This is a genomic window from Actinophytocola sp. NPDC049390 (assembly GCF_044466355.1).
Lineage (GTDB): Bacteria > Actinomycetota > Actinomycetes > Mycobacteriales > Pseudonocardiaceae > Actinophytocola.
Genome location: NZ_JBITMQ010000004.1, coordinates 356,963 through 381,311, shown reverse-complemented (window position 1 = coordinate 381,311; position 24,349 = coordinate 356,963). Strand labels below are relative to the sequence as shown.

Below are 24,349 nucleotides of genomic sequence, written 5' to 3'. Positions count from 1 at the left end.
CGTCCACACCGGGTGGACGCGTCGCGTTTCCCTGTCGGTGCCGTGTGCTTCCCTTGCTCCCGTGAGTCGCCTCCTGCTCGACCGCGTGCTGGCCGGTGTGCCGCTCGGCGAGAACCCGCTGCGGCACGTCCGCGAACTGCCGGAACGCCCGGCGACGACGGCCGACTGGCCGTCGTGGGTCCCCGACGCGCTCCGCACCGCCCTCGCCGGGGGCGGTGTCGAGCGGCCGTGGGCGCACCAGGTCGAGGCGGCGACGCACGCCCGTGAAGGCAGGCACGTCGTGATCGCCACCGGCACGGCGTCCGGCAAGTCGCTCGCCTACCAGCTGCCCGTGCTGAGCGCCCTGTCCGAGAACCGCCGCGCGACCGCGCTGTACCTGTCGCCGACCAAGGCGCTGGGCGCCGACCAGCTGCGGGCCGTCCGCGAGCTGGGCGTGGACGACGCGCGGCCCGCCGCGTACGACGGGGACACGCCGATGCCCGAGCGCGACTGGGTGCGGGCGCACGCGCGCTGGGTGTTCACCAACCCGGACATGCTGCACCGGGGCGTCCTGCCGTCGCACGCGCGGTGGGCGTCGTTCTTCCGCAGGCTGGCGTACGTGGTGGTGGACGAGTGCCACGGCTACCGCGGTGTCTTCGGTTCGCACGTGGCGCTGCTGCTCCGGCGGCTGCGGCGGGTGGCGGCGAAGTACGGCGCCGACCCCGTGTTCGTGCTGGCGTCGGCGACCGTGTCCGACCCGGCCGCGTCCGCGTCGCGGCTGGCAGGGGTGCCGTGCGTGGCGGTGACGGACGACCGGTCGCCGCAGGGCGCGCGGACGGTGGCCCTGTGGGAGCCGCCGCTCCTGCCCGAGCTGGCGGGCGAGAACGGTGCGCCGGTCCGCCGCTCGGCGGGCGCCGAGACCGCGCGGATCATGACGGACCTGGTGGTGGAGGGCGCCAGGACGCTGGCGTTCGTGCGGTCCCGGCGCGGCGCGGAGCTGACCGCGTTGTCGGCGCGGCAGGCGCTCGCCGACGTCGACCCGTCCCTGCCTGCCCGAGTCGCCGCGTACCGGGCGGGCTTCTTGCCGGAGGAGCGGCGGGCGCTGGAGAAGTCGCTGGCCGACGGCACGCTGCTGGGCGTGGCCAGCACCAACGCGCTGGAGCTGGGCGTCGACATCGCGGGCCTGGACGCGGTGGTGGTGGCCGGGTACCCGGGCACGCTGGCGTCGTTCTGGCAGCAGGCGGGCCGGGCGGGCCGCGCGGGCGACAGCGCGCTGGTGGTGTTCGTCGCGCAGGACAACCCGCTCGACACCTATCTCGTGCACAACCCGTCGGCGATGCTGGACAAGCCGGTGGAGTCGACGGTGATCGACCCCGGTAACCCGTACGTGCTGGCGCCGCAGCTCGTGTGCGCGGCGATGGAGCTGCCGCTCACCGAGAAGTGCCTGGCCGACTTCGGTGGCCCGGTCGCCAGGCGGGTCCTGGACGACCTGACGACCGACGGCGTCCTGCGCAAACGCCCGACGGGCTGGTTCTGGACGTCCCGCGAGCGGCCCCACGCGTCGGTCGACATCCGCGGCTCGGGCGGCGAACAGGTGGCGGTCGTCGAGGCGGACTCGGGCCGCATGCTGGGGACCGTCGACCCGGGGGCCGCGTTCACGACCGTCCACCAGGGAGCGGTGTACCTGCACCAGGGCACGTCATACGTCGTGGACGACCTGGACCTGGAGACGGGGCTCGCGATGGTGCACCGCGAGGACCCGGAGTGGTCGACGTCGCCGAGGGAGCAGATCGACATCTCGGTGCTGTCGGTGGCGGAGCAGGCCCGGTATCGCGCGGGCGTCACGGTGAACCTGGGCGAGGTGGCGGTGACGTCGCACGTGGTGGCGTACCTGCGCAAGCTGCCGTCGGGTCAGGTGCTGGACCAGGTCCCACTGGACCTGCCGGAGCAAACCCTGAACACCAGAGCGGTCTGGTACACCCTGACCGACGACCTGCTCGCCGACGCGGGTCTGACGAAGCACGAGACCCCCGGCGCCCTGCACGCGGCGGAACACGCGGCGATCGGCCTGCTCCCCCTGTTCGCGACGTGCGACCGCTGGGACATCGGTGGCGTGTCGACGGCGCTGCACCCGGACACGGGTGAGCCGACGGTGTTCGTCCACGACGGACACCCCGGTGGCGCGGGCTTCGCGGACCGGGCCCACGCCGCGCTGATCCCGTGGCTGACAGCGACGAGGGACGCGATCGCCGCGTGCGAGTGCCCGTCGGGATGCCCGTCGTGCGTGCAATCCCCCAAGTGCGGCAACGGAAACGAACCCCTGCACAAGGACGGCGCGATCCGCGTGCTCACCACGGTGCTGAACGCGGTGGCCGACGCGACCCCCGAGTCCAAGGCGTCGTGACAGTCCACATACGACAGAGCGCCGGGGCGGCCAATGCCAGCCCCGGCGCTCTGAGTTAGCCGGGCGCGCGAGGAGCGGTCTGCTACCGCTCGGGTCGTCGCGGCCTTTCGGGATGTCGGCAGGGTTTCCGTCCACCCCCTGGAGGTACGGGGAGGCAGTCCCCTCCACGAGGTGGCGGTCACCCTTCGGGCCAGGTGTTGCCGACGGCGGTGCGGGTTACCGCCTTCCCTGGGTGTCGGTCGCGACGCGGGAGACCTGCTCCTCCTGCGAGCGCCCGGCATGCTGCCCGTCCCGTTCGGCCGCTGTAGGTGCGGGAGCAGCGCCGAGTCGGGGCGGGTTGGTTGCGGTGGAGCCGCGCAGACGCGCAATGCCACCGCTGGTGTGCCGGATGGGTGCGTTCCGGCATGGCTTCCGGGGGTTCGGACCCCGGCCGCGGACCCTGTTCAGTCCGCGGCGACGAGCCGACCGTCGCGGACGAAGGTCGTCGCGTCGACGATCGCGTCCATCAGCGCGTCCTGCACGAGGCTCGCCGCGGGCATCTGCCAGCCGCAAACCTCGGGACGGACGCGCCAGTGCACGACTCCGTGCTGGACCGGCGTCGGCGGCAGCGGCACGAAGCTGCCCGCCGCGTGCAGCACGACGTCGCCCTGCTCGACAAGTGGCCGGGCGAGCTTCTGCCCGGTACGGACCAGGAAGGTCCAGCGGTCGTCCGGCGTCGCGATGATCGGTACCGGCAGCCCGACCGTGCGCAGCATCCGGGCCGCGCCACGGCCGAGGTGACCGGGCACCTCGATCGCGTCGAGCGTCACGCCGGTGGCGAGCAGCACGCTGTAGGGCCTGCCGGTCCACCAGGTCGCGACCTGCTCCGGCTTCGTGCCGATGCGCTCCTGCCAGTCGGCGTGCACCGGCACGGGGCCGACGCTCTCGATGCCGTCACGGCCCGCCCACTGCGAGCCCGCCAGATAGGTGCCTGGCAACACCGGCCAACCGCGCCACGCGAGGCCGACGGCCTGCGCACGGAGTTCGACGCGGAAGGCCCTGCGCCAACTATCCGACGTATCCATGTCCAACATGACGAGCTCTTGCCTCTCGTTGTTTTGGGCGCCCGGTGCGGCGAGTGCCCTACGGATTACTTAACGGCACACCAACGGCGGAAAGAAACTTGCAGTCGACAACTGGTCGTCCACGCACGATGAAACGAACCGCGGCTGACGAGCGACTGAACGCCGCCGGCTCGCTCAGCGGCGGTCCAGACCACTCTCCACGGCCTGGTGTTGCCGCTCACCGTGCGTGGACGACCGTTGAACTCGCGTCAGCCGTTGAACTCGACAGGTCCGGCACGTGCCCGTCCTGCCGCTGAACCGAACGGTCCGAACGCCACAACCACCTCGACGAGCGCGTCCCAACCGGACAGACGGCACGACCGCAGCACGCCACCCATCCGCTCGACGACCCACCGCGCCTCCGCGCACGCGGCCCGTTCCCCGTCGGCGACCGTCACCGCGGCGGCGAGCGCAGCCAGGTCAGCGGCCCCTTCGGCCTGGTGACGAGCGACAACCGCCGAGGCGAACCACAGCACGGCGGTCATCACCGCCACGAGAACGGCGATCCCGCCGAGGACCCAGATCGACGCCGCTCCCCGATCCGAGGACCGCTCGTCGCACCCGTGCCACGACGGGTGACCACGCCGGACCGAAGCACCGCGGGCCGAAGAACGCCGGGCCGGGCGCCGTCCGCGGTCGGGGCGCCCGCGGTGGCGGCTCACCCGTCCGGCTCGCGCACCGCGAAGGCCGACGCGTGTAACCGGAGGCCGGGGAGCAGACCACCCACCGGTGTCGCGTTGACGTGTACCTCGATGTGTTCGCCGGTCATCGTGATCGTCACCTCCGCGTTCTGTGGAGCGATGCGTTCGGCCGCCGCTCGCGCCTGGTCCTGCTCACCTCTCGCGGTCAGGCGGGCGGCCTCCCGTGCCGCGTCGACGCACCGGACCTGGTCCGCCATCGCCGACGTGCCGCCCAGTGCCATGCCGAGGACCAGGACGAACGCCGAGATCGCGATCGCGGTCTCGACCGTGACGCCGCCGCGGTCGCCGAGCCGTCGCCGGGTCCGTCGGTGGGCGGGCATCAGCCTTTGACGGTGAGCGCACGGTCGATCAACTCGGTGAACCCGTCCGAGACGGAGCCGCTCTTGACGACGCCCCACAGGACCAACGCCATCGTCACGGCGACGAGGATGCCCACGGTGTACTCGACGGTGGACATGCCGGTGTCGTCTTCGAGGAAGACGTAGCGGGGTCGGAGGAACATGGTCCTTCTCCTTACTTGTCTGTGTGGATGTTTCACAGGGACATCTGTCCGGCGAGGCCGGCGATCACCGGTGCCACGCCGAGGCAGACGAATGCGGGCAGGAAGCACAGACCGAGCGGAGCGGTGATCAGGACACCTGCCCGCTGGGCCGTCGCCTCCGCGTTGTCCGCCGCCGCGGTCCGCACCTTCGCGGCCAGGTCGGTGACCAGGTCCGCCAGCGCGGTGCCGGACTGGGTGGTCCGACGAGCACCCCGTGCCAGCGGCGCGGTGTCCGGGCAGCTGGTCGCGGGTTCCCACGCCGTCGCCGGGTCCGCGCCGAGCGCCAGCAGGTCCGCGGACGAGCGCAGCGCCCGCGCCGCTTCGGCCGGCAGCTCGTCGGCGACCACGGTCATCGCGGTCGGCACCGGCAGGCCCGCGCGCAGGCACGCGGCCAGCAGGTCCCAGGTGGCGGCGACGGTCATCGGATCGGCGGCCGGCGGTCTTCTCGCGCGGCGCAGGAACCACCAGACCCCCACCGCGACAACGGCGCCCGCCGCCGGCCCCGCCACCACCGTCACCAGCACGCCGCTCATCGCGGCCAGTACCGGCGGTGGCGGCTTCGGCGGTGTCAGCCGCGTCCAGACGCGGCGGCGTGGTCTGCCGGTCAGCTGCTCCAGCCGCAGCCGGGCGACGTCCGCGTCCGAGGTCAGCTCGACGGCCGCGGCCAGCAGCAGGAGCGCGATGCTGTGGCCGTTCACCGGATCGCCACCCGGCTCGTGATCCGACCGGACCAGACGATGCCGGTGCACAGCAGCGTCGCACCGGCGAGGAGCAGCACCTGACCGAGCCCGGTACCGGTGAGCATCCGCAGCGGGTTCGCGCCCATGGCCTCGCCCAGCACGATGCCCAGAACGGGCAGCAGGGACAACGCGGTCGCGCTGGACTTCGGACCGGCCATCCTGGCCAGCACCTGGCGGGTGTACCTGGCGCGTTGTTCGAGGTCGCGGCGAACGGCGTCGAGCACGTCGGCCAGGGGCAGGCCGTGTCGCTGCGCGAGCCGCCAGGCCGCCGCGACCCGGGCGAGCGCCGCGGACAGGGCCGGTGTTCGCGACCCCGCCAGCGCTGTCGACATGTCGCCGTCCAACCGGGCCGCGGCCGCGATCGCACGCATGGTGTCGGCCGTCGGCGGTAGGGCGTCGGCGGCCGCCGCGTCCGCCGCCGTGGCCGGGTGGGCGCCCGAACGGAGCCCGGCGACGAGCGTGCGCAGCGCCTCCGCGAGGCCGTCGACGGCGGCCAGCGACTCCCGGTGCTCGGTGCGGGTGCGGAGCTGACGGCGCACCGTCGCCGCGAGAAGCCCGGCTGCCGCCGCACCACCAAGCCCCGCCGCCGACCACCCCGCCACCACCGCCGCGGCGATGAGGACGGCCGCAGTCGGACGCGGCGCACGCAAACGCTTGCGGTGGGTTGAGCCGGTGAGGAAGCGCAGACGACGCGCTGCCCGGTTGTCGGGCCAGCACAGCAGCGCGAGGCCCATCAGCAGGAGGGTCACCACGGTGCTTCCACTCCCCGTGCCGCCAGGAGGGTCTTGAGCCGGGTGCGGTCGTGGACGACGCGGACGGTGTCGCCGTCGCGGTCGAACACGCCGACGTCCGTCAGCCGCCGGGTGCCGTCCTGTTCGCGTGCCATGTGCAGCACGACGTGGAACGCGGCGGCCAGCTGGCTGTGCAGTGCCGACCGCGGCAGGCCGCCGAGCGCGGCCAGCGCCTCCATGCGGGCGGGCACCTCGGCAGGCGAGTTGGCGTGGACGGTGCCCGCTCCGCCGTCGTGCCCCGTGTTCAGCGCGCCCAGCAGGTCACACACCTCGGCGCCGCGCACCTCGCCGACGACGAGGCGGTCGGGACGCATCCGCAGGCTCTGGCGGACGAGGTCGGCGAGGGTGACCTCGCCCGCGCCCTCGACGTTCGGCGGGCGTGCGATCAGGCGGACGAACTGCGGGTGTTCGGGGGACAGTTCGCCCGCGTCCTCGACGCAGACGATCCGTTCCCGCGGTGAGACCTCGCCGAGGAGTGCGTTCAGCAACGTGGTCTTGCCCGCTCCGGTACCACCGGTGATGACGAACGCGAGCCGTGCGTCGACGATGGCCTCGAGCGTGCGGTGGACGGTGTCGTCGAAGGTGCCGAGGGCACGGAGCGAGGCGAGGTCGTGCCCCGCCGGGCGGAGTACCCGCAACGAGATGCAGGTGCCGCCCGCGGCGATGGGTGGGAGCACGGCGTGGAGCCGGACGCGCGCCGGCAACCACGCGTCGACGAACGGCTGGGCGTCGTCGAGGCGGCGGCCGCAGGCCAGCGCGAGCCGTTGTGCGAGGCGGCGGACGGAGTCCTCGTCCGGGAACCGGATGTCGGTCCGGCGGAGGCCGCCGTCGCCGTCGCACCAGACCTGGTCGGGGGCGGTGACCAGGACGTCGGTGGTGCCGGGTGCCCGGAGGAGCGGCTCGAGCGGGCCCGCGCCGACGAACTCCTGGGTCATGCGGTCGGTGGCGACGAGGATGTCGTCGTGGCCCGCGACACCGCTCTCCTCGCGGACGGCGCGGGCGACCTCGGCACCGGTGATCGTGGTGCCACTGGAGGCGAGGCGACCGCGGACGCGCTCGACGAGTTCAGGGCTGGACATGTGTGCTCCTTCGTGGTGGCCGGCACCGGCCGTCCCCGCCTGCTGTCCGAGCGGGCGGAGGTGTGGGTGGTGCCTGGCCGGGGTCTTGGTCCCCCGGCCAGGCGTTCACCGGCCCGCACCGCCCGGTGGGACGAGCGGTGGGCCGGTCCCGGCTGGTCGCCGGGACGTTCGGGACCTGGTGCCGGACCGGGTCGGGGAAACCGGTCCGGCACCGGCCGTCCCTCGCCCTGGGCAGAGTGCGGATGCCGCGGCGAGGGAGTTCAGGGGCCGCCGGAGGGCTCCGGCTTCAGGCGGCCCGCGCCGCGCCTTGGTACGGGTGGGTTTTCGGCGGGCGGGCCGCCAGCGCCACGAGGGTTTCGCGGGCTGCCGCGGTCAGTGGCCCCTTGGCTCTCGGGGCGAACACGCCGAGGTCAAGGGATTTGTCCAGGCGTCGTTCCGCGTCCATCGCCGTCAGAATGGGCAGGCCCACCGCGTCCTGGACGTCCTGCGGCCGCAGGCCGCCCGGGGACGGACCGCGGACCACCACCCGCGCGTGGACTCCCCTGGCCCGCAACTCGAGTGCCAGTTGCTTTCCCGTGACGCAGGACCGCACGTCGGCCGGGACGACGATGACCGCGAGGTCGGACCGGTCGATCGCCGCCCACGCGGCCATGCCGAGTTCTCTCGGGATGTCACAGACCACCACCTCGCCCGTGCGTCGGCCGGCTTCCACCACCGCGGCGACCGCGTCCGGAGGCGGGCCCTCGCCCTCGCGGGCACCGGACAGCAGGGCCAGGCGGGCGTTGCCCTTGCGTCGCGTCGGCAGGGCCATGTGCAGAGCGGACGCGGCCACCCGGCCTGCGCTGATGTGCATGTCCGGCCAGCGGAGGCCGTCGGCGTGCTCGTCGCCCAGCAGTACGTCGATGCCGCCGCCCCGGGGATCGCAGTCGACGAGGAGGGAGTTGTCACCCTTCCCCAGCGCGGTCAGGCTCACCGCGGTCGCGAAGACCGAGGCACCCGCGCCGCCCCGGGCGCCCAGAACCGCCAGGACCTTGCCCGCGTTGCTCGGCGGCCCTTCCGCCGCGTCGGCCAGTGCGCTCACCAGCCACGGTTCGGCACCGGGGAGCGTGATCAGGTGCTCCGCGCCGACCTCCATCGCCAGTTTCCACAGCTCCTGGGGTTCCGGGTCCGGGACCACGACGACGACGGAGTCCCGCCGTGGGAACGACTCCCCCACGCACTCGGCCACGCCGGTCGCGTCGAGGAGGACCAGCGGTGCCGTCGGCCAGCGACGGCGTGCGGCGGTCGCGTCCGGTACGCGTTCCAGGTCGCAGCCCGCCGCGGCGGCCAGCCTCAGCAGGTCGTCCAGCAGGCGCTCGTCCGCCACGAAGGCGATCGGCAGGTTCGTGCTCACGGTCCCCCCTCGGGTCCTCGCCGGGCGGAGCTGCCCGGGCCGAGATCCACGATGGCCGGGCCACGGGAGTCCGACAACGCGGCAAGATCAACATGTGGACAACCGGACAGGCTGTGGACAAGTCGCCGTCAAGGGCCGTTCCACGGCCGTTGACGTCGGTGTGGTGGCGTAAGGTTTCGCGGTTTGGGCACACGCGGCCGCAACGCCTGACGAACGGGGATGTGGAGAGAAGGGACGACCCCCGCCAGGGGGGAGGGACGGGGGTCGTCAGAGGTTCAGCCCCGGGGGGTCGGACTGAACCAGTCCGGCATGACGCCGGATGTCACCACTGTATCCCGTTACGTCCGACTCGTGGTTGCAACTTGCTCGAAGTGCCGCAACGAGTCCGTTCCAACACACACGACCTGCGGCAACCCTTGAACGTGAGGTTGCCCTCCTATGCTGGGCACAGTGACCGACCTGCGCGCCGCGGCGTTCTTCGACCTCGACAAGACGATCATCGCCAAGTCCAGCACCCTGGCCTTCAGCAGGCCGTTCTTCCGCAACGGCCTCATCAACCGGCGCGCCGTGCTGAAGGGGGCCTACGCGCAGTTCGTGTTCGCCGTCTCCGGCGCGGACGCCGACCAGGTGGAGCGCATCCGCGCGCACCTCACCGCGCTGTGCACGGGCTGGGACGTGCAGCAGGTCCGCGCGATCGTCGAGGAGACGCTGCACGACATCGTCGATCCGCTGGTCTACGCGGAGGCCACCGAGCTCGTCACCGAGCACCGGGAGGAAGGCCGGGACATCGTCGTCGTGTCGGCGTCCGGCGCGGAGATCGTCACGCCCATCGCGGACATGATCGGCGCGACGCACAGCCTCGGCACACGCATGGTCGAGGCGAACGGCAAGTACACCGGCGAGATCGACTTCTACTGCTACGGCGACAACAAGGCGACCGCGATGAAGGAGCTGGCCGCGGCGCAGGGCTACGACCTCGCCGCGAGCCACGCCTACTCCGACTCGATCACGGACCTGCCGATGCTGGAGGTGGTCGGCCACCCGACCGTCGTCAACCCCGACCGGGGGCTGCGCGCGCTGGCGCTCGAGCGGGGCTGGCCGGTCCTCGAGTTCACCAAGCCGGTGTCACTGCGGTCGCGGTTCCAGCCGTCCGGCACGGCCGTCGCGGTCACCGCGATCAGCCTCGGCGCGATCGCCACCGCGGGTGCCACGTGGTACGGCATCCACCGCAGAAGGAAGCGGTGAGGCATTTCCGGAATGGCCACCCGACCGGCGGTACAGACCACGTCACCAATCGTTTATCGGGCCCGCAGAATACGCTCACAATGAGTGTCCGTCGACCACTGCCGAGGTCTTGAACGGTGCACCCCAACGTGGTCTTGAAGTGACCTTGACCACTGGGTACAAAGGGAGGTGCGGAGTTCGGATCGGCCAGGGGCCAGGCGGAAGAGAAGCCTGGTCCACCCCGGTAGAGCTCCGTGCACGAGCACCGGGCACCCACGCGCAGCGAGCCGCGGGAGGCATGTCGTCAAGGGACTGCGTACCGGGACGCCGGACGCCGAGGCCAGGTAGGTACGACACTGTTGCACGCTTGGTAACCCGAGTCGCTCGTGCCGGCAATTGGGCGATCCCAGTCCGCTTTTCACAAGCGGACGGGGATCGCCCAGTTTCTTTTTCTGGGGAAAGAGGCGCACCACGCTTTTGTCGGTGCGGCGGGCTAGGTTAGGCCGAACACCTGCTTGCCCACGGGATCGTCTCGTGGGTAACTTACCGATGCTGTCAGCTATCGGTTAAGAGGTTACGGATTGTCCCGCCCCGCCGGCCAAGGAGGCCGCTGTGTCTCTGTCCAGAACGTCCGCCCGACGAGGCCTGTCCGTCGCGTTGGCGGCGGTCGCGACCACCGCCATGGTTAGCGGTGTGCAACCCGCGAACGCCGTGACCGGCTCCGCCGCGCCCCAGGTGAACAGCGAGGCCGCCGCCGAGGCGCTCGCGCGCGCCCAGATGCGCGGCATGTCGCTCGACCAGAAGATCGCCCAGCTGTTCGTGGTCTCCGTGTGGGGCAAGAGCGCTGACGAGGCCCACCCCACCAACCAGGCGAACTACGGCGTCGACACCCCGGCGCAGGTGGTCGAGAAGTTCGGCGTCGGCGGCGTCATCTACTTCAACAACAGCTCGACCGACAACGTGGACAACCCGGCGCAGATGGCGGCGTTCTCGAACGGTCTGCAGCGCGCCGCGACCAGCCACAACACGCGGATCCCGCTCATCGTGGCCATCGACCAGGAGGGCGGCAACGTCACCCGCCTCGAGTCGCCAGCCACCGAGTTCCCCGCCAGCATGGCCGTCGGCGCGGGCCGCAGTGCCGCCGACGCCAAGACCGTCGCCACCCTCAACGGCCGCGAGCTGCGGGCCATGGGCATCAACCAGAACTTCGCGCCGGTCGCGGACGTCAACTCCAACCCCGACAACCCGGTGATCGGCGCCCGGTCGTTCTCGTCGCGGCCGGAGCTGGCGAGCGAGCTGGTCGCGGCCGAGGTCAAGGGCTACCAGAACGGCGGCCGGCCCAACCAGACCGTGTCCTCCTCGGCCAAGCACTTCCCCGGCCACGGCGACGCGGCCACCGACAGCCACCACGTCCTGCCGAACATCGACCGCACCGAGGCCGAGTGGCGGGCCATCGACATGCCGCCGTTCCGCGCCGCCATCGAGGCGGGCGTCGACTCGATCATGACCGCGCACATCACGGTGCCGAGCCTCGACGACTCCGGCGTCCCGGCGACGCTGTCGAGGCCGATCCTTACCGGCCTGCTGCGTGGCGAGCTGAAGTACAAGGGTGTGATCGTCACCGACGCGCTCGGCATGGGCGGCGCGAACGTGTTCCCGCCGGAGGAGATCCCCGTCCGGGCACTGGAAGCGGGCGTCGACCAGCTCCTCATGCCGCCGAACCTGCAGCTGGCGATCGACTCGCTCAAGGCGGCCGTGGAGAGCGGGCGGCTGACCGAGAAGCGGATCGACCAGAGCGTGCTGCGGATCCTGATGCTCAAGCTCGAGCGCGGCATCGTCACCTCGCCGTTCGTGGACGAGAGCAAGGTGCCCGGCATCGTCGGCACGCCTGAGCACATCGACACCATCCAGCAGATCAGCGACCGGACGACCACGGTCGTGCGCAACGACGCGAACCTGCTGCCGCTGTCGGGGAACCCGGGCAAGGTGCTGGTCACCGGCCACGGCGACGCCCGCAGCCCCCAGTGGCTCGCCGACAGCCTCAACCGGCGCGGCGCCACGGCCACGGCACGGGCGACGGGCACGAACCCGAACGCGACGACCATCGCGAACGCGGTGGCGGCGGCCAACACGTCCGACCTGGTCGTCGTGCTGACCAACAACCTCAAGGACCGGACCGCGCAGCGGAACCTGGTGAACGCGCTCATCGCGACCGGCAAGCCGGTCGTCGCGGTCGCCTCCCAGATCCCGTACGACGCCGGTTACGTCGACGCCCAGACGTGGGTCGCCACGTACGGCTGGCGCGCGCACGCGATGGAGTCGCTCGCGAAGGTGCTCACCGGCGAGATCTCGCCGGCGGGCAAGCTGCCGGTGGACATCCCCGTCGGCGGCACCTCGGACATCCTCTACCCCTTCGACCACGGACTGACCTGGTGAGCAAGGAGAGACGCGGTATGGACCGCCGGAACTTCCTGATGGCGTCGGCCCTGGCGGCGCCGGTGCTGGGTGCGAGCGCCGCCACGGCGAGCGCGGACGAGCGCCACCGCCGGGGCGTCACGACCGGCGCGGAGTCGCTGGCCGAGGACGGCTGGCGCCGGTTCGCGGGCCGCAAGGTCGGCATCCTGACCAACCCGACCGGTGTCCTGCGCGACCAGAAGCACGTCGTCGACTCGATGGTCGACCTGGGCATGCGGCCGACCGCGGTGTTCGGGCCGGAGCACGGCTTCCGCGGCACGGCGCAGGCGGGCGGTTCGGAGGGCGACTACCTCGACCCACGCACACAGGTGCCGGTGTACGACACCTACACGCTGACCGCGGCGCGGGTGGCCGACCAGTTCCGCAAGGCGGGCATCGACCTGCTGGTGTTCGACATCGCGGACATCGGCGCGCGCTTCTACACCTACATCTGGTCGATGTACACGGCCATGCAGGCGGCCGTGATGACCGGCATCGACTTCATGGTGCTGGACCGGCCCAACCCGGTGGGCGGCACGGCGTACGGCCCCATGCTCGACCCGGCGTTCGCCTCCGGCGTCGGCCGCAAGCCGATCGTCCAGCAGCACGGGATGACCGCGGGCGAGCTGGCCAGGTTCTTCGACGCCGAGTTCCTGCCCGCGGACGCGGGTGCGCGGCTTCAGAGCCTGGAGGTCGTGCGGCTCAAGGGCTGGCGGCGGGACGACCTGTTCACCGACACGGGCCTGGAATGGGTGCTGCCGAGCCCGAACGTGCCGACGCCGTACACCGCGTTCGCCTACCCGGGCACCTGCCTGTTCGAGGGCACGGTGTTCTCCGAGGGCCGGGGCACGACGCGGCCGTTCGAGATCATCGGCGCGCCCGGCGTCGACTGGCACTGGGCCGAGGCGCTCAACCAGGCCCGGCTGCCGGGGGTGCGGTTCCGCGAGCACTACTTCTCGCCGACGTTCTCCAAGTGGGTCGGCAAGGTGTGCGGTGGCGTGCAGCTGCACATCACCGACGAGCACCGGTTCGAGCCGATCAGGACGGCCATCACCATGCTGGTCACGGCCAAGCAGGTGCACCCGGACGTCTTCGGCTGGCGGCCGGACAACTTCATCGACAAGCTCTCCGGCTCGGCCCGGCTCCGCACGATGGTCGACGCGGGCGCCACGGTCGACCAGGTGATCGGCGCGTGGCGCGGCGAGCTGGCCGCGTTCGACAGGCTGCGGGAGCAGTACCTGATCTACCGGTGACGACCTACAAGGGGTGGCCATGTCCGGAGTCATTCGTCGCGTCACCGTCCTCGCTCTGGCCGTCGCCATGACGGCCGGTTCGGGGGTGGGTGTCGCCGAGTCGCGTGGCGCGGTCACCGGCCGCTTCGACGTGCCCTTACCCGGGTACGCGTCGCCGCACACGGTCCTGCGGAGCGGGTCTCCCGCGTCCGCGGGGCTGGACGCGGCGCCGATCGACGCCGCCGTCGCCAGGATCGACGAGTGGACGAGGAAGAACTACAACCCGAAGCTGACCGTGCCGCTGTACTCGGGCGCGGTCAGCCTTCTCGCGCACGACGGGGTCGTGGTCAGCCACGAGACCACCGGGTACGCGGTCCGGTACGCCGACGGCGCGGGCACGGAGCTGCCCGAGGACCAGAAGGTCCCGATGCGCCCCGACACGATCTTCGACATGGCGTCGGTGTCGAAGCTGTTCACGTCGGTCGCCGTGATGCAGCTGGTCGAGCAGGGCCAGGTCGACCCGCACGAGCCGGTGGCGACCTACCTGCCGGAGTTCGGCGTGAACGGCAAGGAGTCGATCACCGTCGCGCAGCTGCTGACGCACACGTCGGGCCTGGTGTCGTGGTTGCCGCTGTGGTCGCGGTACTCGGACATCCCGTCGCGGATCAAGGCGGTCATGGACGTCGCGCCGCGCACGACCCCGGGCACGAACTACGAGTACTCGGACCTGAACCTGATCACGCTCGGCGTGCTGGTCGAGCGGCTGACCGGCAAGAAGCTGGACGAGGTGGTGGCCGAGCGGATCACGGGGCCGCTGGGCATGGTGGACACCGGCTACAACCCGCCCGCGTCGAAGCTGGACCGGGTCGCGGCCACGGAGTACCAGACGTCGCCGCCACGCGGCATGGTCCGCGGCTCGGTGCACGATGAGAACGCGTGGTCGCTCGGTGGGGTCGCCGGGCACGCCGGCGTGTTCTCCACGGCCCGCGACATGGCGATCCTCGCGCAGACGATCCTCAACGGGGGCACCTACCGCGGCCACCGCATCATGCGGCCGGAGACGGTCACCGCGATGCTGGCGAACCACAACGAGGCCTTCCCAGGGGACGACCACGGTTTCGGGTTCGAGCTGAACCAGATGTGGTACATGGGCGGTTTGGCCGGTCCGCGGACAGCCGGGCACACCGGCTACACCGGCACGGACGTGGTCATCGACCCGGCGTCGCGGTCGTTCGCGATCCTGCTCACGAACCGCGTGCACCCGAGCCGCAGCTGGGGGTCCATCAACATCGCCAGGGAGACACTGTCCGGCGGGCTGGCGAAGGCACTCGCCGTCAAGCCGCGGCACGGACGGGACGCCTGGTACGCGGGCAACGAGGACGCGTCCGCTGCGTGGTTGACGACGGTAACGCTTCGACCACAGGAACCCTTTCGGGTGAACTTCGATGCCTTTGTGGACACGGAGAGCACGGATCGGCTGGTATTCGAGGCAACCACCGATGGGGTGACCTGGTCGGCGGTGCCGTTGTCCGTCCAGGGCCGCGGTGCACCGGGCGAACCAGTCGAATCGCTCTCCGGGAACGGCCACCGCGCATGGTGGCGGGTCGAGGCTCGGCTACCGCACGCAGCGGAGATCACGCTGCGCTGGCGATACGTCACCGACGCCCGCTACACCGGGCGCGGCGTCAACCTTGACCGCATCATGGTCACGGAAAGTGGTCGTGTGCTCCTCAACGGTGAGAAAGAACCCCACAAGCTTCAGTCGGAAGGCTGGCAGCTCAGATCACGATGAGGATGAAAAACTGGTTGAAACGCTAACAAGGTGCCGTCAAACGTCGACTGGGATGTTGCACGCACACAACCGCACCTGAAGTTTCGACCAGGTCCGGGTAGCGTTGTCTACAGACGACGGCTGCCGCCTTGTCGTTCCACATGCCTGTTAGTAAGTTTCCCACGTGAGCGCGAGTGCCATGACCACACAACACACTGAGTCAAGTCCGCTGGTCCGGATCCGGTCTCTCCTGCCCGGTCTGGCCCGCGCCGAACAGCGCGTGGCGAAGGTCGTCCTCGACAGCCCGGCTTCCGTCGCCCGCCGCAGCATCACCGAGGTCGCCGAGGCGGCCGGGACGAGCGAGACGACCGTCACCCGGTTCTGCAAGGCCATCGGCGTCGGCGGCTATCCCGAGCTGCGCATCGCGCTGGCCGCGGACACCGCCCGTTCCGAGGCCCGCGCCGAGCGGGACCTGGGCGGCGAGATCGCCCCCGACGACGACATCGCGACGGTCGTCGGCAAGGTCACCTTCGCCGACGCGCGTGCCGTCGAGGAGACGGCCGCGCAGCTCGACGCCGAGGTGCTGGAGAAGGTCGTCGCGGCGCTGGCCTCGGCCGGCCGGGTCGACGTCTACGGCGTCGGCGCGAGCGCCTTCGTCGCCGCTGACCTGCAGCAGAAGCTGCACCGCATCGGGCGCATCAGCTTCGCCTGGAGCGACACGCACATCATGCTGACCTCCGCCGCCGTGCTCGGGCGCGGCGACGTCGCCGTCGGCATCTCGCACACGGGCGCGACGGCCGACACCGTCGAGGCCCTGCGCGAGGCACGGCGCGCCGGTGCCACGACGGTCGCGCTGACCAACTTCCCCACCGCGCCGATCAGCGAGGTCGCGGACCTCGTGCTCACCACGGCGGCGCGGGAGACGACGTTCCGGTCCGGCGCCATGGCAAGCCGGATCGCGCAGTTGACGGTCATCGACTGCCTCTTCATCGGGGTCGCGCAGCGCCACTTGTCCGACTCGATGAAGGCCCTCGACGACACCAGGGACGCGGTGGGTTCGCACCGTCTGGAAACCCGCCACGACGGTCGCCGCAAGGCGCGGGAGACCGGTAAATGACCGTGTTGGGGGAGGCAGGGACATGACTGTGCCGCGACAGGCCGTGCACGTCGAATCGCCGACGGAACGGCGCAACCCGCGGACGACGGATCTTGACCAGCTGCCGACCCTCGATCTGTTGCGGTCGATCAACGCCGAGGATCGCCTGGTCCCCGACGCCGTGGCCGCCGCACTGCCCGCGCTGGCCACCGCCGTCGACTTCGCGACCGAGGCGCTGCGGGACGGGCACCGCGTGCACTACGTGGGTGCCGGCACGTCCGGCAGGCTGGCGACCGTCGACGCGGCCGAGCTGGTGCCGACGTTCAACGCGCCGGCGGAGTGGTTCGTCGTGCACCACGCGGGCGGCAGCCACGCCCTGATCCACGCGGTCGAGGACGCCGAGGACGACGACGAGGCGGGCGCGGCGGAACTCGCCGCGTCGGCCTCGGCCGGCGACTTCGTGCTGGGCCTGACGGCGTCCGGACGCACCCCGTACGTGCTGGGTGCGCTGCGTGCCGCCCGCGAGGTCGGCGCGCACACCGGTCTCGTGTTCTCCAACCCGCACGCGACCGGCCTGCTGGACATCGACGTGCTGATCGAGGTCGACACCGGCCCCGAGGTGGTCGCCGGGTCGACCCGCATGAAGGCGGGGACCGCGCAGAAGCTCGTGCTGACGGCGTTCTCGACGGCCGTCATGGTCAAGCTCGGCCGCACCTACTCGAACCTCATGGTCAGCATGCGCGCCACGAACGCCAAGCTGCGCGGGCGAACCCTGCGGATCCTGCAGGAGGCCACCGGCGTGAGCAAGCAGGAGTGCGCGACCGCGCTGGACGAGGCGCACGGGGACCTGAAGGTGGCCCTGGTGCACCTGCTGTCGGGCGTGGACCCGGAACGCGCGGCGGCGGTCCTGGCCGCCACCGACGGCCACGTCCGCCAAGCCCTGACCAAGCTGGACACGGCCGCGATCTGATCACCGGCTGTCGGTCACCAGCTCGATGCCCAGACCGATCAGGACGGTGGCCGTCACGCGGTCGAGCCACAGGAACTGGGGCAGCAGGCTCATGTAGAACACGCCGACCTTCGGGTTGAGCAGGTGGTCGGCATGCCCGCATCACACATGAAAGGTGGGCCGAGACGCTAGGTATCTCGGCCCACCGTGAGGGGGGAACCCACTCGGCGAGGAAGGGGGGACTCGCACCTCCCAGGGTCCGCGCCGACGACACAGGCTCACTCGAGAACCGCTGAAGGCGCAGGTCAGGCCGGTAGCGCCGCTTCCGCGATGCTCGTCGCCTCGCGCGCGCCCGCCTCGATGGCCTCGCACGAGAACAGCAGCCACTCGGTGAGACCTTCGCCGCCCTTCGCGAACGCGGCGGCCGCGGCCGCGTAGCGGTCGGACCGGCGCAGGTAGAAGACCTCGGGCACGATCAGGCCCTTCGGGTCGAGTCCGGTCGCGATCATCGTCAGGCGCGCGGCGGCACGGGCGACCACACCGTTCGCGCTGTCGAACGGGGACAGCGCGAGCAGCTCGCCGTGCACGACGGCGGTCAGCACCGGGCCCGGCACCGACGTGCCGCCCGCGACGATCTCCGCCAGGATGTCCAGCCGCTTCGAGATCCAGCGGGCCGCGCGCGGGCGGCCGAGCGACTCGTCGTCGACCAGGTCGGCCGCGGCCAGGACGTGCAGCCGGGCCAGGGCCTGCATCGGGGCCCGCTGCCACACCGCGAGGATCGGCCCGATGGACTCGCCGATACGCAGCGCGCCCGCGAGGTGCGGGTCCGTGACCTCTCCGGTCGACGGGATGTCGGCGGCGCCGCCGTCGAGGGCGGCGGACGCGCGTGCGGCACGCACCGAGGCCTCGGCCGCGGTGGCGGGCCAGCCGCGCCGGTTCGCCGGGTGTGCGTGGACCGCGTCGACCGCCTCGCGTGCGGCGGCCACCGCCTCGTCGACGCCGGGTAGTTCCAGCAGCGGCGCCAGGGGGTCTGTCACGTGAACGGACCCTACCGGGTGACATCCGTCCGGGAACCGCCAGTTCATTGGTCTGGACCTCTGTACGTGCTGTTGCCAGGCGTGATAGAGCACTACCGTTCACCGCAGACACGCAGTTCCCTGGGTCGAGGAGGATCCGCATCATGACCGAGCAGTCCGGCCAGGGCCAGACGCTGGACAACCTGCTCACGGAGAGCAGGACCTTCCCGCCGAGCGACGAGTTCGCGCAGCAGGCGAACGCCAAGGCCGGCCTGTACGAGCAGGCAGACGCCGACCGCGAGGCGTTCTGGGCCGCGGAGGCGGAGCAGCTGGCCTGGGAGACCCCGTGGAACCAGGTCCTGGACTGGTCGAACGCGCCGTTCGCGAAGTGGTTCGTCGGCGGCAAGCTGAACGTCGCGTACAACTGTGTCGATCGCCACGTCGAGGCGGGCAACGGCGACCGCGTCGCGATCCACTGGGAGGGCGAGCCGGGCGACGGCCGCACCATCACCTACGCCGACCTGCTGCGTGAGGTGTCGAAGGCCGCGAACGCCCTGCTCTCGCTCGGTCTCAAGACGGGCGACCGGGTCGCGATCTACATGCCGATGCTGCCCGAGGCGATCTTCTCGATGCTCGCGTGCGCGCGTCTCGGCCTCACCCACAGCGTCGTCTTCGGCGGCTTCTCCTCGGAGGCGCTGCGGTCGCGGATCGACGACGCGCAGGCCAAGCTCGTGATCACCGCCGACGGCCAGTACCGGCGCGGCAAGCCGGCACCGCTGAAGGCCGCGGTGGACGAGGCGGTCGCGCAGACCCCGTCGGTCGAGCACGTGCTGGTGGTCCGGCGCACCGAGACCGACGTCGAGTGGACCGAGGGCCGCGACATCTGGTGGCACGACACCGTCGAAGGGCAGTCCGACCAGCACACGCCCGAGGCGTTCGACTCCGAGCACCCGCTGTACATCCTCTACACCTCGGGCACGACCGGTAAGCCGAAGGGCATCCTGCACACGTCCGGCGGCTACCTGGCCCAGACCGCGTACACGCACAGGAACGTCTTCGACCTGAAGCCGGAGAGTGACGTCTACTGGTGCACCGCCGACATCGGCTGGGTGACCGGACACAGCTACATCGTGTACGGACCGTTGGCGAACGGTGCGACGGAGGTCGTGTACGAGGGCACGCCCAACACGCCGCACGAGGGCCGTCACTGGGAGATCGTGCAGAAGTACGGCGTCACCATCTACTACACGGCGCCGACGCTGATCCGCACGTTCATGAAGTGGGGCAAGGACATCCCGGCGAAGTACGACCTGTCGTCGCTGCGGGTGCTGGGCTCGGTCGGTGAGCCGATCAACCCGGAGGCGTGGATCTGGTACCGCGAGACCATCGGCGGCAACCGGACGCCGGTCGTCGACACGTGGTGGCAGACGGAGACGGGCGCGATCATGATCTCCCCGCTGCCGGGCGTGACGGCCGCGAAGCCGGGTTCCGCGCAGCGCGCGCTGCCGGGCATCTCGGCGAAGGTCGTCGACGACCAGGGCAACGAGGTCGCCGCGGGCGGCGGCGGGTACCTGGTGCTCGACAAGCCGTGGCCGTCGATGCTGCGCGGCATCTGGGGCGACGACGAGCGGTACCGGGACACGTACTGGTCGCGGTTCGCCGAGCAGGGCTACTACTTCGCGGGCGACGGCGCCAAGTACGACGACGACGGCGACGTCTGGCTGCTCGGCCGGGTCGACGACGTGATGAACGTGTCCGGTCACCGGATCTCGACGACCGAGGTCGAGTCGGCACTGGTGTCGCACCCGACGGTGGCCGAGGCCGCGGTCGTCGGCGCGTCGGACGCGACGACGGGGCAAGGCATCGTGGCGTTCGTGATCCTGCGCGGCGGAGTCGCGGAGGACGAGGCGAAGGGCACGGACGCGATCAAGGCGCTGCGCGACCACGTGGCGAAGGAGATCGGCCCGATCGCCAAGCCGCGGCAGATCATGGTCGTGCCGGAGCTGCCGAAGACGCGGTCCGGCAAGATCATGCGCCGCCTGCTGCGCGACGTGGCGGAGAACCGCGAGATCGGCGACGTGACCACGCTGGCCGACTCGTCGGTGATGGACCTGATCTCGACGGGCCTGAAGGGCGCCGGCTCGGACGAGTGAGCTAAGCCAGCGAGTGGGCCGTGACCTCCGGGTCGCGGCCCACCGTGCTGTCACCGGCAAGCACCGAAAGCTCGCGCGCGCGACGCCCAGCCCCCACCCGATCCCGGGGGCCACCCGCCTTGCCAGCCTACCGGTGCCCACCGACAGCGGCCGGGTTGTCGATCTTGACTGTGGACAACCGGGCGGGCTGTGGACAACCTCCTGCGGAGCGGCCGTGACCAGGGTTCAATATGGCCGTGTCTGTGACCCATCCAGGCGAGCAGCACCGCTCCAGCCTCGGCGAGCGGCTCAACTGGCTGCGGGCGGGTGTGCTCGGCGCGAACGACGGGATCGTGTCGGTGGCCGGCGTGGCCGTCGGCGTCGCGGGGGCGACGACCGACCGGTCGGCGATCCTCGTCGCCGGGGTGGCGAGTCTGGTCGCCGGTGCGCTGTCGATGGCGGGCGGTGAGTACGTCTCCGTCTCCACGCAGCGGGACACCGAGCAGGCCGCGCTCAGACTCGAGAGGTACGAACTCGAGACCATGCCCGAGGAAGAGGAACTCGAGCTCGCCGAGATCTACGAGGAGCGCGGCCTCTCCCCCGGGCTCGCCGCCGAGGTCGCGCGCGAGCTGACCGAGAACAACGCCCTCGAGGCCCACGCACAGGCCGAACTGGGCATCGACCCGGACGACCTCACCAGTCCCTGGCACGCGGCATGGGCGTCGCTCGTCGCGTTCACGATCGGTGGGTTGTTGCCGTTGCTGGCGATCTCGGTGCCGTCCGTGAGCTTCCGGGTGTGGGCGTGCGCCGTGGCGGTGATCGCCGGACTGGTGCTCACCGGTGCGGTCAGCGCGCGGCTCGGCAACGCGAACGTCGCGCGCGCGATCGTCCGGAATGTCGGGGTCGGCGCCTTGACGATGCTCGTCACATATCTGGTCGGGGTGCTGTTCGGTGTCACTGTCGGTGGTTAGAGTCGACTGTGGAGCGCCGGGAAGTCTGGTCGGCAAGTCCATGATCAGCCGACCCCTGGAGAACCGTGACTGAGTTCGGCCGCTACCTCCGTACCGAAACCGTGGGCGGGTTCATCCTGCTCGCGGCCACCGCGATCGCGCTCATCGCCGCCAACGGGCCGTGGGCGGACGTCTACTTCACCGTGCGCGACACCGAACTCGGCCCGCATTTCCTGCACCTGAACCTCACTGTCGGTGACTGGGCCAAGGACGGGCTGCTCGCACTGTTCTTCTTCGTCGCGGGCCTGGAGTTGAAGCGCGAGCTGGTGGTCGGCGAGCTGTCGCGGCTCAAGAACGCGTTGCTGCCGGTGATCGCGGCGATCGGCGGCATGGTCGTGCCCGCCCTGGTCGCCGTCGGGGTCGCGTGGGGCGACGAGCGCATGGGACAGGCGTGGGCGATCCCCGTCGCCACCGACATCGCGTTCGCGCTCGGGGTGCTGGCGCTGACCGCGTCGGGGTTGCCGAGCAGCGCCCGGCTGTTCCTGTTGAGCCTCGCGGTGGTGGACGACCTGGGCGCGATCCTGGTGATCGCGATCGTGTTCACGGGCTCGTTCGACCTCCTCGCCGCGGCCGCTGCGGTGGCCCTGCTCGTCCTCTACTGGTTCCTGCAGCGCATGCGGGTCCGCACGGCGTGGGTGTACGTGCCGGTCGTCGTCGGCACCTGGATCGCGGTGCACTCGTGCGGGGTGCACGCCACGATCGCGGGGGTCGCGCTGGCGCTGCTGACCCGCGTGCGCACCGACCCGGGCGAGGAGGAGTCGCCGTGCCTGCGGCTGGAGCACCGGCTGCAGCCGTGGTCCGCGGGACTGGCGGTGCCGGTGTTCGCGCTGTTCGCCGCGGGCATCCCGATCGACGGCGACGCGCTCGGCAGCCTGTTCACCGACCGGCTCGCGCTGGCCGTGATCGTCGGGCTGGTGGTCGGCAAGCTCGTCGGCATCGTCGGCTTCGCACTGCTGGCGGTGCGGCTGGGCGTCGCACGGCTGCCTTCCGAGCTGGGCAAACGCGACCTCGTCGCGGTCGCGACGCTCGGCGGGGTCGGGTTCACCGTGAGCCTGTTGATCGCCGACCTGGCCCTCGACGGGCCCGACATGGAGCTGGCGAAGGGCGCCGTGCTGGTCGCGTCGATGGTGGCGTCGCTGCTCGCCGCGGTACTCCTGATGCGCCGGAGCAAGGCTCATTCGGCGGGTTGACCCCGCCCGGCCAGCTTCTTTGATCCGGTCATGGCACGATGACGCGGTGACCAGAGCGCACGAGAACAGCCACGGAAACGGGGCGGGGCTGCCGAGGGTCCCGTCGATCCCGCTCTCGGACGACGCGAGCACGCCGGGAGACCAGTCGATCGGTGGGCTGGTCAAGGACGCGACGACCCACCTGTCGACGCTCATCAGAGGCGAGCTCGAGCTGGCGAAGGCCGAGGTCGGCCGTGAGGTCAAGAAGGGCCTCACCGGCAGCGTCTCGCTGATCGTCGCGCTGGTCGTGCTGCTGCTCTCCATCCCGTTCCTGTTCGTCGCGTTCGCGCTCGGGCTCAACGACCTCGTCGACTGGGAAGACCACCCGTGGGCGGGCTTCCTCATCACGTTCGGGCTCTTCCTCCTCGTCGTCGGCCTGCTCGTGCTGGTCGGCGTGCGCAAGTTCAAGCGGATCCGCGCGCCGCAGCGGACGATCGACTCCGCGAAGGACACGATCGCCGCGCTGCGCAGCCGGGGTGACGACGAGCGCGGCGAGCTGGAACCCAGCCGTCCTTGAACGGCACGAGCACCATCGTGCGCCCCGACCCGTCGACAGTGCGCCTCGACGGGCCGTGGGTGCACCGTGACGTCCACGCGAACGGCATCCGCCTGCACGTGGCGGAGGCGGGCGAGGGCCCGCTCGTGTTGCTGCTGCACGGGTTCACCGGGTTCTGGTGGTCGTGGCGGCACCAGCTGGGCGCGCTCGCGGACGCCGGTTACCGCACGGTCGCGGTCGACCTGCGCGGCTACGGCGACTCCGACAAGCCGCCCCGCGGCTACGACGGCTGGACGCTCGCGGGCGACGTCGGCGGCCTGATCAAGGCACTGGGCGAACCACGTGCGCACCTGGTCGGGCACGCGTGGGGCGGCATGCTCGCGTGGACCGTCGCCGCACTGCACCCCCGGTTGGTCCGGTCGGTCACGTCGATCGCGGCCGCGCACCCGATGGCGCTGCGCAGGGAGATGCGCAGGACGGTGTTGCACCGCAAGGCGACCAACCAGGCCCGCGCGCTCGGGCACGTGTTCCGCGCGCAGGTGCCGATCGCGCCGGAACGGTGGCTGACCCGCGACAACGCGGCGACCGTCGAGGAGCTGACGCGCCGCTGGTCAGGTCCACAGTGGACGGAGACGCCGGACTTCGTGGCGGCCGTCGAGCGGCACCGCTCGGCGATGATGGTCCGCGGGGTCGCGCACAGCGCGCTCGAGTACTACCGCTGGGCAGGCCGCTCCCAGCTGCGCGGCGAGGGCCGCCGGTTCGCGGAAGCCATGCAGCGCAAGGTGACCGTGCCCGTCCTGCAGCTCGCGGGTGCGGTCGACCCGTGTGTGCTGCCCCGCACACTGGCGGAGTCGCCGGCGTGGGCGACACGGCCGGTGCGGACGACGACGTTCGACGGCGTCGGCCACTTCCCGCAGCAGGAGGCTCCCGTCGCGACGAACCGCGCGCTCGTCGCGTTCCTCGCCCGATAGTCCAGGGCACATCTCAGGGTTCTCCCGGAACCGGCGTC

Annotated in this window: 21 protein-coding genes; 12 read left to right on the top strand and 9 right to left on the bottom strand. The window is 71.3% G+C overall.

Annotated elements, in window-relative coordinates:
* The first annotated feature begins 61 nt into the window (after nt 1-61).
* On the top strand, nt 62-2,383 hold the full coding sequence (locus ACIBVP_RS15705; RefSeq protein WP_396106803.1) for a DEAD/DEAH box helicase: 2,322 nt from the start codon (nt 62-64) through the stop codon (nt 2,381-2,383).
* 443 nt (nt 2,384-2,826) lie between these two features.
* Here ACIBVP_RS15705 and ACIBVP_RS15700 read toward each other — a convergent pair whose 3' ends face one another.
* The 8 genes from ACIBVP_RS15700 to ssd form a co-directional block, all read right to left on the bottom strand.
* Nucleotides 2,827-3,456 carry a bifunctional DNA primase/polymerase gene (locus tag ACIBVP_RS15700; protein ID WP_396106802.1) on the bottom strand — a complete coding sequence of 210 codons (630 nt, stop codon included), beginning with the start codon at nt 3,454-3,456 and terminating at the stop codon, nt 2,827-2,829.
* 239 nt (nt 3,457-3,695) lie between these two features.
* A complete protein-coding gene (locus ACIBVP_RS15695) occupies nt 3,696-3,971 on the bottom strand; it encodes an Rv3654c family TadE-like protein (protein WP_396106801.1) in 276 nt (91 codons plus the stop codon).
* 173 nt (nt 3,972-4,144) lie between these two features.
* Complete coding sequence (locus tag ACIBVP_RS15690) at nt 4,145-4,507, bottom strand: TadE family type IV pilus minor pilin (protein ID WP_396106800.1); 363 nt, start codon at nt 4,505-4,507, stop codon at nt 4,145-4,147.
* A complete protein-coding gene (locus ACIBVP_RS15685) occupies nt 4,507-4,689 on the bottom strand; it encodes a DUF4244 domain-containing protein (protein ID WP_396106799.1) in 183 nt (60 codons plus the stop codon). Before ACIBVP_RS15685 ends, ACIBVP_RS15690 begins: the two co-directional genes overlap by 1 nt.
* A gap of 32 nt (nt 4,690-4,721) precedes the next feature.
* Entirely contained in the window at nt 4,722-5,426 is a 705-nt protein-coding gene (locus ACIBVP_RS15680) for a type II secretion system F family protein (RefSeq protein WP_396106798.1), read from the bottom strand.
* Complete coding sequence (locus ACIBVP_RS15675; RefSeq protein ID WP_396106797.1) at nt 5,423-6,220, bottom strand: type II secretion system F family protein; 798 nt, start codon at nt 6,218-6,220, stop codon at nt 5,423-5,425. Before ACIBVP_RS15675 ends, ACIBVP_RS15680 begins: the two co-directional genes overlap by 4 nt.
* The gene (locus tag ACIBVP_RS15670) at nt 6,214-7,338 is read right to left on the bottom strand and encodes a TadA family conjugal transfer-associated ATPase (RefSeq protein WP_396106796.1); all 1,125 of its coding nucleotides are present in this window, start codon (nt 7,336-7,338) and stop codon (nt 6,214-6,216) included. Before ACIBVP_RS15670 ends, ACIBVP_RS15675 begins: the two co-directional genes overlap by 7 nt.
* A 286-nt stretch (nt 7,339-7,624) precedes the next feature.
* Nucleotides 7,625-8,731, bottom strand: a complete 1,107-nt coding sequence (ssd, locus tag ACIBVP_RS15665) for a septum site-determining protein Ssd (RefSeq protein WP_396106795.1) — start codon at nt 8,729-8,731, stop codon at nt 7,625-7,627.
* A gap of 438 nt (nt 8,732-9,169) precedes the next feature.
* Here ssd and ACIBVP_RS15660 point away from each other — a divergent pair, with 438 nt between their 5' ends.
* The 6 genes from ACIBVP_RS15660 to ACIBVP_RS15635 all read left to right on the top strand — a co-directional run bounded on the left by ACIBVP_RS15660 (nt 9,170) and on the right by ACIBVP_RS15635 (nt 17,478).
* Nucleotides 9,170-9,976 carry an HAD-IB family hydrolase gene (locus ACIBVP_RS15660; RefSeq protein WP_396106794.1) on the top strand — a complete coding sequence of 269 codons (807 nt, stop codon included), beginning with the start codon at nt 9,170-9,172 and terminating at the stop codon, nt 9,974-9,976.
* 660 nt (nt 9,977-10,636) lie between these two features.
* Nucleotides 10,637-12,391 carry a glycoside hydrolase family 3 protein gene (locus ACIBVP_RS15655; RefSeq protein ID WP_396106937.1) on the top strand — a complete coding sequence of 585 codons (1,755 nt, stop codon included), beginning with the start codon at nt 10,637-10,639 and terminating at the stop codon, nt 12,389-12,391.
* Nucleotides 12,392-12,408: 17 nt separating this feature from the next.
* Nucleotides 12,409-13,662, top strand: a complete 1,254-nt coding sequence (locus tag ACIBVP_RS15650) for an exo-beta-N-acetylmuramidase NamZ domain-containing protein (RefSeq protein ID WP_396106793.1) — start codon at nt 12,409-12,411, stop codon at nt 13,660-13,662.
* A gap of 19 nt (nt 13,663-13,681) precedes the next feature.
* Nucleotides 13,682-15,433: a serine hydrolase gene (locus ACIBVP_RS15645; protein WP_396106792.1), complete on the top strand. Its 1,752-nt coding sequence runs from the start codon at nt 13,682-13,684 to the stop codon at nt 15,431-15,433.
* A 178-nt stretch (nt 15,434-15,611) separates the two neighbouring features.
* Nucleotides 15,612-16,529, top strand: coding sequence for a MurR/RpiR family transcriptional regulator (locus ACIBVP_RS15640; protein WP_396106791.1), 918 nt, complete (start codon nt 15,612-15,614; stop codon nt 16,527-16,529).
* Between the two features lie 22 nt (nt 16,530-16,551).
* Entirely contained in the window at nt 16,552-17,478 is a 927-nt protein-coding gene (locus ACIBVP_RS15635) for an N-acetylmuramic acid 6-phosphate etherase (protein WP_396106790.1), read from the top strand.
* 284 nt (nt 17,479-17,762) lie between these two features.
* Here the strand turns inward: ACIBVP_RS15635 and ACIBVP_RS15630 are convergent, their stop codons facing one another.
* Complete coding sequence (locus tag ACIBVP_RS15630; RefSeq protein ID WP_396106789.1) at nt 17,763-18,494, bottom strand: oxidoreductase; 732 nt, start codon at nt 18,492-18,494, stop codon at nt 17,763-17,765.
* 143 nt (nt 18,495-18,637) lie between these two features.
* On the opposite strand from ACIBVP_RS15630, the gene acs reads away from it, so the two are divergent.
* The 5 genes from acs (at nt 18,638) to ACIBVP_RS15605 (ending at nt 24,311) form a co-directional block, all read left to right on the top strand.
* Nucleotides 18,638-20,626 (top strand): acetate--CoA ligase, encoded by a 1,989-nt coding sequence (gene acs, locus ACIBVP_RS15625; protein ID WP_396106788.1) that lies wholly within the window; start codon nt 18,638-18,640, stop codon nt 20,624-20,626.
* 236 nt (nt 20,627-20,862) lie between these two features.
* Nucleotides 20,863-21,576 carry a VIT family protein gene (locus ACIBVP_RS15620; RefSeq protein ID WP_396106787.1) on the top strand — a complete coding sequence of 238 codons (714 nt, stop codon included), beginning with the start codon at nt 20,863-20,865 and terminating at the stop codon, nt 21,574-21,576.
* 65 nt (nt 21,577-21,641) lie between these two features.
* Nucleotides 21,642-22,805, top strand: coding sequence for a Na+/H+ antiporter NhaA (nhaA, locus tag ACIBVP_RS15615; RefSeq protein WP_396106786.1), 1,164 nt, complete (start codon nt 21,642-21,644; stop codon nt 22,803-22,805).
* A 46-nt stretch (nt 22,806-22,851) separates the two neighbouring features.
* Nucleotides 22,852-23,361: a phage holin family protein gene (locus ACIBVP_RS15610; protein WP_396106785.1), complete on the top strand. Its 510-nt coding sequence runs from the start codon at nt 22,852-22,854 to the stop codon at nt 23,359-23,361.
* Nucleotides 23,358-24,311: an alpha/beta fold hydrolase gene (locus ACIBVP_RS15605; protein WP_396106784.1), complete on the top strand. Its 954-nt coding sequence runs from the start codon at nt 23,358-23,360 to the stop codon at nt 24,309-24,311. The genes ACIBVP_RS15610 and ACIBVP_RS15605 overlap by 4 nt, the downstream gene beginning before the upstream one ends.
* Nucleotides 24,312-24,349 lie beyond the last annotated feature (38 nt).

Excerpts from the sequence above, each read along its gene's own strand:
- ACIBVP_RS15700 (WP_396106802.1), bottom strand. The coding sequence starts at position 3,456 with ATGTTGGACATGGATACGTCGGATAGTTGGCGCAGGGCCTTCCGCGTC.
- ACIBVP_RS15695 (WP_396106801.1), bottom strand. The coding sequence starts at position 3,971 with ATGACCGCCGTGCTGTGGTTCGCCTCGGCGGTTGTCGCTCGTCACCAG.
- ACIBVP_RS15690 (WP_396106800.1), bottom strand. The coding sequence starts at position 4,507 with ATGCCCGCCCACCGACGGACCCGGCGACGGCTCGGCGACCGCGGCGGC.
- ACIBVP_RS15685 (WP_396106799.1), bottom strand. The coding sequence starts at position 4,689 with ATGTTCCTCCGACCCCGCTACGTCTTCCTCGAAGACGACACCGGCATG.
- ACIBVP_RS15670 (WP_396106796.1), bottom strand. The coding sequence starts at position 7,338 with ATGTCCAGCCCTGAACTCGTCGAGCGCGTCCGCGGTCGCCTCGCCTCC.
- ACIBVP_RS15660 (WP_396106794.1), top strand. The coding sequence starts at position 9,170 with ATGCTGGGCACAGTGACCGACCTGCGCGCCGCGGCGTTCTTCGACCTC.
- ACIBVP_RS15655 (WP_396106937.1), top strand. The coding sequence starts at position 10,637 with ATGGTTAGCGGTGTGCAACCCGCGAACGCCGTGACCGGCTCCGCCGCG.
- ACIBVP_RS15650 (WP_396106793.1), top strand. The coding sequence starts at position 12,409 with ATGGACCGCCGGAACTTCCTGATGGCGTCGGCCCTGGCGGCGCCGGTG.
- ACIBVP_RS15645 (WP_396106792.1), top strand. The coding sequence starts at position 13,682 with ATGTCCGGAGTCATTCGTCGCGTCACCGTCCTCGCTCTGGCCGTCGCC.
- ACIBVP_RS15640 (WP_396106791.1), top strand. The coding sequence starts at position 15,612 with ATGACCACACAACACACTGAGTCAAGTCCGCTGGTCCGGATCCGGTCT.
- ACIBVP_RS15635 (WP_396106790.1), top strand. The coding sequence starts at position 16,552 with ATGACTGTGCCGCGACAGGCCGTGCACGTCGAATCGCCGACGGAACGG.
- acs (WP_396106788.1), top strand. The coding sequence starts at position 18,638 with ATGACCGAGCAGTCCGGCCAGGGCCAGACGCTGGACAACCTGCTCACG.